The organism is Ideonella sp. P3_A4 (assembly GCF_056403075.1).
The window spans coordinates 1-7,734 of the sequence record NZ_JBFUGE010000285.1 but is presented as its reverse complement, the minus strand read 5'-3'; the positions used below and the strand labels follow the sequence as shown (position 1 = coordinate 7,734).

Below are 7,734 nucleotides of genomic sequence, written 5' to 3'. Positions count from 1 at the left end.
CGCGAGGGCCAGGTGATCCACGCAGCGAGCAGCCGCCAGTTGCCCATCAGCTCGCTGCTAGCCGAGGCGGCGGCGCTGCACCCACCCGAGAAGCCAAGCCCAAAGCCACGCGAGCAGTGGACCGTGCTCGGCCAGCATCGCCAGCGCACCGACATTCCGGCGAAGACCGATGGCCGCATGGCCTACGGCATCGACGAGCACCAGCCGGGCCAGCTGCATGCGGCCGTGCTGCACGGGCCTGGCTTCGGCGCCAAGCTCGCCGCGCTCGACGAACGGCCTGCCAAGTCCATCAAGGGCGTGCGCAAGATCGTGCGCCTGCCCGGTGCCGTCGCCGTCGTCGCCGACAGTTGGTGGACCGCGCTGCAGGCCACACGCAAGCTGAAGCCGCGCTGGGTACCTGGCCCCCATGCGAAGCTCGACAGCGACACGCACGCGGCTGAGTTGCGTGTGGCCGTACAGGCCGGCCGTGGCGATGCGTTCCCGAAGCGGCTCGATGCGCGGCTCGATGAAGCGGCCGTGACCACAGCACTTGCTGCAGCGGGCACCAACGCACTCGAGCAACTCTACGAATTCCCTTTCCTGGCCCATGCACCGCTCGAGCCGCTCAACGCGACCGTGCGGGTCGACAAGGACGGCGCCGAGATCTGGGTCTCGACCCAGTCGCAGTCGGACACGCGCGCCGCCGTGGCCAAGGCGCTTGGCCTGGCCATCGAGCGCGTGCAACTGCACAGCCGCCCCTGCGGTGGCGGCTTCGGCCGCCGGCTCGAATTCGATTGCGCCGTCGAGGCGGCACTGATCGCCAAGGCTGTTCCCGGTCAGCCGGTGAAGACGATCTGGTCGCGCGAGGTCGATATGCGTGCCGGCTTCTACCGCCCGGCCAGCGCGGTGCGGCTGCGCCTGGCGCTAGGCGCAGACGGCCTGCCGACCGCAATGCGCGCCGACATGGCGGGCGCACGCATCGAAGACTATTCAGGTGTCGCCGGCGAGCCTGAGAACGATCTGCCCGACTTCTCATCATCGATGGCCTGGCTCGGCCAGAGCTATGCGCTGCCGGCGTTCCATCTGGCGTTCACGAAGATCGACCGAGGCGTGCCGCTGGCCTACTGGCGCTCGGTCGGTGCCTCGCAGAACACCTATTGCCTGGAAACGATGATCGACCGCGCGGCGCGCTCGCTCGGCACCGATCCGCTCGCCTATCGGCGCCGCCTGCTCGCTGGCGAGGGGCCACGCCAGCGTCGAGCCCTGGCGCTGCTCGACGGGTTGGCGGCACGCGCCGGCTGGGGCCAGGCACTGCCGACAGGCCACCACCGCGGCATCGCGCTGTTCGAGGGCAACCGCGCCGTGGCCGGCCATGTAGTCGAACTGGCGGTCATCGAGCCCGGCCGATTCAAGCTGGTCAAGATCTGGGCCGCGATCGATGCCGGCTGGGTCGGCAACCCCGATGCGGTGCAGGCGCAACTGATGGGCGGCACGGTCTTCGGCCTGGCCGCTGCGTTGTACGGCGAGATCAACTTCGCCCACGGTGAGGTGCGTGAGGGCAACTTCGACGCCTACCGCTTGCCGACCATGGCCGAGCTGCCGCCGATCGACCTGCTGGTCGTCGGCAACGGCGAGCGACCCGCCGGCGTGGGCGAAGAAGGCGTGCCGACGATCGCGCCGGCGATCGCCAACGCGCTCTTCGTAGCGACGGGCCAGCCGGTGGCGCGCCTGCCGCTGACGCGCGCCGGGTGGCGGACCTGATCGGCACGGCACCCAACGAGGTGCCTTCTGGTGACACCATGACCTAACACATTAGTTATGCATACACTATGTTATCAAAAAGAGTGACGACCATGACGGGAGAAGCCTCTATCGATCAATAACATGCGCGCTCCAACAAATCTTCTGGAGTGCTTTTCATGCACGGTCGAACAACCCTCTCTTCTCAGCCAGTGTTGCGGTGGGCAGTCACCTGCCTCGGCCTTATTGCCGCTGGATCGGCGCTGGCCGCGCCGCCGGCCTACCGCATCGACATGCTGGAACGCAGCAACGGCATCAAGCCCATATGGGTGATCGCCATCAGCGACAACGGCAACATCGTCGGCTGCGGGCGTGACAGCCACACCGGCACGAAGGTGATGTTCGTGAAGAAGAGCGGCAAGAAAGCCCAGGCACTGCAAGGGTCGAGTGGCCACTGCAGCTACGACGGCGGGGTCAACGATGCCGGCGAGGTGCTGAGCGAATATGCCCGCGACGAAGGCGACATGGACACCGTGCAGGGAGCGTTGTGGACGCGTGACGGTGAATTGAACGACCTGGAGCAACTGGCAGGTTGCGACAACCCGTTGATGGAGGGCTACACCGACGTTGGCGACATCAACCAGGCCGGTGACGTGGCCTTCATCCTGCGTTGCAACATCAACGGCGCTCCGGTCAGGAAATCCGCCTTGTGGCGCAAAGGCAAGGTGACGATGTTGCAGGGAGGGGAGAGCACCAGGGTCTACAGCCTGAACAACCTGGGCCAGGCGGCGGGCGTCTCCGGCCCGCATGCCGCCATGTGGGAGGCCGATGGTTCCCTGCATCGGCTGAGCGCGCTGGCTGACAGCCAGACGTCATACGCGCGAGCGATCAATGACCTGGGCCACGTGGTCGGCCACTCCACACTCTCGAATTTGGAGATGCACGGGTTCCTGTTCAACGGCGACACGACGGCGGAGCTGCCGATGTGCGAAGGCAAGTACTACCCCACCCCCACCGCCATCACCAACGACGATCTGGTGGTTGGCGGCTATGGCACCGGGAAGAATTACCACGTTGCGCTGATCCAGGACGGCCAGTGCTACGCGCTGGATTCGCTGCTCGACGCCACCGGGGCGAACTGGACCAAACTCTCCGCCAGAGGCACGAACAACGCCGGCGTCATCGTCGGCCAGGGCTTCTACCTCGGGAAGGAGCACTCGTTCATCGCCACGCCACTGGCCCGCTGATCCGCTGATCCGACCGGGGACGGCAGGAACGACAGGCCGCTCCCGATCGAAGAGCAGCCATGGAGGTACTCCTGCCGGGCGTTGGCGCAGGCAAGACCTCTATTTCGTCTGCGGAGGTTGCTGCTTGCTTGACGAGTCATCGGGGCGCCCCAGCCCGTCGCCCGCAACCTCGGCACCGACCAGCTCAGGATGGCTTCGGTTGAGGTCGCCCGGCGACTCTGGGCCGGTTTGGCCTGTTTCGCCCAGGCGGTGGTCTTCGTCATCGTGCTCGAGGCCGCCMTGAAGACCAGGAGGAAAGTCCTGCGTTTTGCGTCCACCCATGACAAGCTCCCTGAGAAGTCGAAGACCTCGGCTGCATCCACTCTAGCCGTGCCAAGCAGACCCATTGATCTCATGGGTTTGGCGAGCTCGCGCGGCGGTGGGCACCGGGCGGGCCATTCGTCGGCATGACGTCGGCGTGAGCTCCAGCCTCAGTCACCGGCGCTCGGGGTCCTGCGCGCTTTCCTCGGCGCGAGGCGAAAGGCGCCAACCATCTGACGTGTTATGCTCATTCGGCTCCATGCAAACCCATTCGCCTTGCGCGCCACAGGCTCGACGCTTCGGCGCATCTGGGGATGTGTTGAACGATGCGATCGATTCGATTGAAAGGCAGTGTCATGCGTCACTTCGGTGTTTCGTTGGCCGGTATTGCACTGGCTTTGGCAGCTGTTGGCGCGCAGGCGGCGCCACCCCGCTACACCGTCGAATCCATGCCCATCGAGCCGGACTGGGATTCGTACGCCAATACCATCGCCGGTGAATTCGTGGCAGGCAATGCCACCAGCTCTGACGGCCACCACGAAGTCGCCGTCATTTCAGACCACCGGAAATATCGCCATCGGCAGGTCTTCAACGGCCGGTTCACCGTGGTCAACGGCGTCAATGCGTCGGGTACCTTGGTGGGCAGGGGACAGTCCAAGGCGACGCAGGGCAATCACGCTTTCATCGCGCCGATCGGTGAACCCGCCCGCTGGTTGATACCGGTGGGCTTCGACTCGGACAGCGTGGCCGAGGCCGTCAACGACGCGGGAACAGTGGTCGGCTGGTACCGCGAGAACGTGCAGTATTCGCCGATGACGGCCTTCATATGGAAAGAGGGCGCGCTCAAGGTCATTCCTCCTCTGCAGGCGGGCAGCAACAACTGGCCCCACGCCATCAACGCCGCAGGCACGGTCGTGGGTCATTCGGTTGACTCAGACCTCCGACCGCAGGCTTTCACCTACAACGGCGATGTGTTGACGCAGTTGCAGAGCCTTTCGAAATTCGGCGCCGATGCCTATGGCATCAATGTGCAAGGGTGGGTCGTCGGCCGGGCCTACGTCGATGACCTGGATTCCCGCCCGGTGCTCTGGCGAGACGGGCAACTGATCGATCTCGGCATGCTGCCGGCGGCCACGAGCGCGACGGCGTTCGCCGTCAACGCGGGGGGTGTTGTGGTCGGTGCCTACGAACTCGACAACAACAGCCCGCGCGGCTGGGTGTGGTCGGATGGCCAGCTCGCCGACCTCAACGATCTCGTCGATGGCCTGCCAGCACATGCCGTGGTGCTGGATGCACGCGCCGTCGACGACCAGGGCCGCATCGCCGCGACCCTGGGCCGCTGGAGCCATGCAGACCACCGGTGGCGGACGGTGGGCGCCGTGCTGAAGCCGGTCGAAGCGGCCCACTGACGCTCGGTTGCGCGGCGCAGGCCCGTCCGAGGCCTGTTCCGACAGCAACAGCGCCGGCGAACGGGTAAGCTGGGGGGCTCAACCCCATTGCACCCGGGAACCACCATGACATTCGCCCGCAAGACCCAAGCCAAGTACGGCGCCCAGATCCCCACGGGCCAGAAGCCTGGCACCAAACAGGCGTCAGCAGGCAAGCCCGCCGACGCCGCAGAGGCGCCCGCCAAGGCGGCGCCCGAAGCCAAGAGCAGCAGCCGCAAGAAGGCCTGACGCCGCGCCAGCGTCGCTTGCGCGGAACGGGCCGGGTTGGCCGTTCCGGACGCGGCGTTGCCGCCACCCGCCCCCGGCCCTTTCGTTTCTCAAGAGCCCACCATGATCGTCGAGCGAATCTGGACAGGCAACGCCTACCGCAACTACAACTACCTCGTCGCCTGCCCCGAGAGCGGTGAGGCCTTGGCCATCGACCCGCTGGACCACGAGAAATGCCTCAACGCAGCTCGCGTGCGGGGTTGGCAGATCACGCAGATCCTGAACACCCACGAGCACCCTGACCACACGGGCGGCAACGCCGCGGTGGTGGCGGCCACCGGTGCCAAGCTGATCGCGCACCACCGCGCCGGCTCTCGCATCCACGGCGTGGACCGCGGCGTGAAGGCCGGTGACGTGATCAAGGTCGGCAAGACCGTCGAGCTGGAATGCCTGGACACGCCGGGCCACACCTTCTGTCATATCTGCCTGCGCGCCCACGGTGACCAGCCGGCCCTGTTCTCGGGCGACACCTTGTTCAACGCCGGTGCCGGCAACTGCCACAACGGCGGCAACGTCGAAGACCTGTACACCACCTTTGCCGATCAGCTGGCCAAGCTGCCCGACGACACCCGCGTCTATGCCGGCCACGACTACATCGAGAACAACCTGAAGTTCACGCTCGCCCGTGAGCCCGACAACGCCGCCGCGCGCGCCCTGCTGGCCCAGGTGGCCGGGCAAGACGCCGCGCAGACCCGCGTGACCACGCTGGGCGAAGAAAAGCAGTTCAACACCTTCATGCGCCTGACCAGCCCCAGCGTCATCGCGCACCTGCGCGAACAGTTCCCAGATCTGCCCGACCGGCCCGACCCGAAGACCGTGTTCGTGAAGCTGCGCGAGCTGCGCAACAGCTGGTAGGCGGTTCGCCGGTGGCGAGCTTCGTCGACGTCCGGACCCTGTTTCTGGCGCAGACCGGTGCGCTCATGGCCATCGCGGCCATGCTCTGGCTGTCGCGCACTGAAGACGACGACCGAAACGGGCTGACCACCTGGACGGCGGCGGTCACCAGCCAGGGCATCGCCTACCTGTTGCTGGCGAACGCGGGCCGCATCCCGGTGTGGCTGTCGGCCTTCGTCGGCAACGTGCTGGGCGCGCTGAGCGTGGTGTTGTTCTTCGTCGCGATCCGCCAGTTCCTGGGCCGTGGCTTCAGCAAGTGGCCCCTGGCGGTGCTGACCGTGGTGGTGTCGGTGGTGGCCGCCTTGTCGGGCGCCAAGTACGAAGGCGCCACCATCTTCAACGGCTATGTCTACGGAGCGGTGCAACTGCTGAACGGCTGGGCCCTGCTGCACACCTCGCGAGCCGAGCTGGCGCGGGTGCAGCGGGTGGTCGCGGCGTTCTACCTGGCGATGGGGGTCGTCCTGCCGCTGCGCGCCACGGCGCTGCTGCTCGAAGGCAGCGCCATCGACTACATCAACAAGCCGATCAGCTGGCAAGAGCCGATCTACGCCTTCGGCTTTCTCTTCGTCGTGGTGACCAACCTGGGCTTCGTGCTGATGTGCAAGATGCGCGCGCAGGCCGACGTCCACGCGCAGGCGATGACCGACGAGCTGACCGGCCTGGCCAATCGGCGCTCGCTGGACGCGGCGATCGGGCTCGCGCTGGCCGTGGCGCAGCGCAGCCAACGCCCTTTCGCGGTGGTGATGGTGGACCTGGATCACTTCAAGGCCATCAACGACCGCTTCGGCCACTCGAAGGGCGACGCCACGCTGGTCAATTTCGCCGCCCGTCTGCGCAAGGGCCTGCGCGCACAGGACCAGCCGTTTCGCTACGGCGGCGAGGAGTTCATCGTGCTGCTGCACGACGCCCACGCGACGGGCGCCGCGCTGCTGGCCGAGCGGATGCGCCAGCACGTGGCGCTGCCGGCAGATGGCGACATGCCCGCCATCTGTGCCAGCTTCGGCGTGGCGGCCTGGCAGCCCGACGACACCGCCGACACCCTCCTCACGCGGGCCGACCAGGCCCTCTACCGGGCCAAGGCCGCGGGGCGCAACCGCGTCGAAACGGCCTGAGCGCGGCGGCGGCGGCTGTTGACCGCAAGGCTAGGCGTCTCCGCCAAGGTACTCACCGCCCCAGGAACTGGGAGCAACATCGTCGACGGATTCGGAGAACGTCCAGACGTGGCCGTACGGGTCTGCGACCGTGTACTGGCGCTCGCCATACACGTAGGTTTCCGGCGCTCGCAGCACCGTCGCCCCATTGGCACCAGCCGTTCGAAAGTGCTCGTCGATGCCCTTGATGCGCACCATCACCGAGACAGCGGCGTTCGTGCCAGGCGCATCGCCTTCTGCCGCGACAACGGCGCCAAACCCGCCAGGTGAGCTGAGCTGGACACGGTGCGAACCGATGCGAAGACGCTCGGTGAAGCCCAAGGCCCGGCAAAGCCAGGTCACGGCTTCCGGCACGCTTGGATACAGCAACACCGGGATGACGGCCGAAGCCGGCATCGATCGATTGGCTGGCAATTCGCTCGACATGGTCGCTCTCAATCTGCCGTTGGCGCTTGTGGAGGAAGGCGTTGACCGTTGACAGCACGACGACGCGTTTCAGCTGCCTCGAGGCATCTGCAGCTCAGCCATCGGGCTGGCACCGGCCTTGTTTCTCGAACCAGTACGCAACGTTGCCGACGATCACGATGCTGCCCGAAATGATCGCGCTGACGGCGGCCGTGGCGCCAGCAGCGACGAGCGCTGCCGTACACCCACTGTTGCTGCAACCTCGAATGGCTGCAATCTGCACCGGCTCGAGGTCCATCTGCT

At 66.5% G+C, this 7,734-nt stretch carries 7 protein-coding genes and 1 pseudogene; 6 read left to right on the top strand and 2 right to left on the bottom strand.

The window, feature by feature from the left end; all coding sequences use genetic code 11:
* The 6 genes from AC1DYI_RS21380 to AC1DYI_RS21355 all read left to right on the top strand — a co-directional run.
* The coding region (locus AC1DYI_RS21380; RefSeq protein WP_477206147.1) for a xanthine dehydrogenase family protein molybdopterin-binding subunit at positions 1-1,740 on the top strand (1,740 nt) is incomplete at its 5' end.
* A gap of 158 nt (positions 1,741-1,898) precedes the next feature.
* Positions 1,899-2,966: a hypothetical protein gene (locus AC1DYI_RS21375; protein ID WP_477206146.1), complete on the top strand. Its 1,068-nt coding sequence runs from the start codon at positions 1,899-1,901 to the stop codon at positions 2,964-2,966.
* Between the two features lie 626 nt (positions 2,967-3,592).
* Positions 3,593-4,675, top strand: a complete 1,083-nt coding sequence (locus tag AC1DYI_RS21370; protein ID WP_477206145.1) for a hypothetical protein — start codon at positions 3,593-3,595, stop codon at positions 4,673-4,675.
* Between the two features lie 105 nt (positions 4,676-4,780).
* Positions 4,781-4,942, top strand: coding sequence for a hypothetical protein (locus tag AC1DYI_RS21365; RefSeq protein WP_477206144.1), 162 nt, complete (start codon positions 4,781-4,783; stop codon positions 4,940-4,942).
* A gap of 102 nt (positions 4,943-5,044) precedes the next feature.
* Positions 5,045-5,836 (top strand): hydroxyacylglutathione hydrolase, encoded by a 792-nt coding sequence (locus AC1DYI_RS21360; protein ID WP_477206143.1) that lies wholly within the window; start codon positions 5,045-5,047, stop codon positions 5,834-5,836.
* A 65-nt stretch (positions 5,837-5,901) separates the two neighbouring features.
* A complete protein-coding gene (locus AC1DYI_RS21355; RefSeq protein ID WP_477206142.1) occupies positions 5,902-6,987 on the top strand; it encodes a GGDEF domain-containing protein in 1,086 nt (361 codons plus the stop codon).
* A gap of 30 nt (positions 6,988-7,017) precedes the next feature.
* Here the strand turns inward: AC1DYI_RS21355 and AC1DYI_RS21350 are convergent, their stop codons facing one another.
* Both AC1DYI_RS21350 and AC1DYI_RS21345 read right to left on the bottom strand, forming a co-directional pair.
* Complete coding sequence (locus tag AC1DYI_RS21350) at positions 7,018-7,452, bottom strand: VOC family protein (protein ID WP_477206141.1); 435 nt, start codon at positions 7,450-7,452, stop codon at positions 7,018-7,020.
* Between the two features lie 94 nt (positions 7,453-7,546).
* Positions 7,547-7,734: pseudogene (locus AC1DYI_RS21345) on the bottom strand (hypothetical protein); the annotation flags it as partial.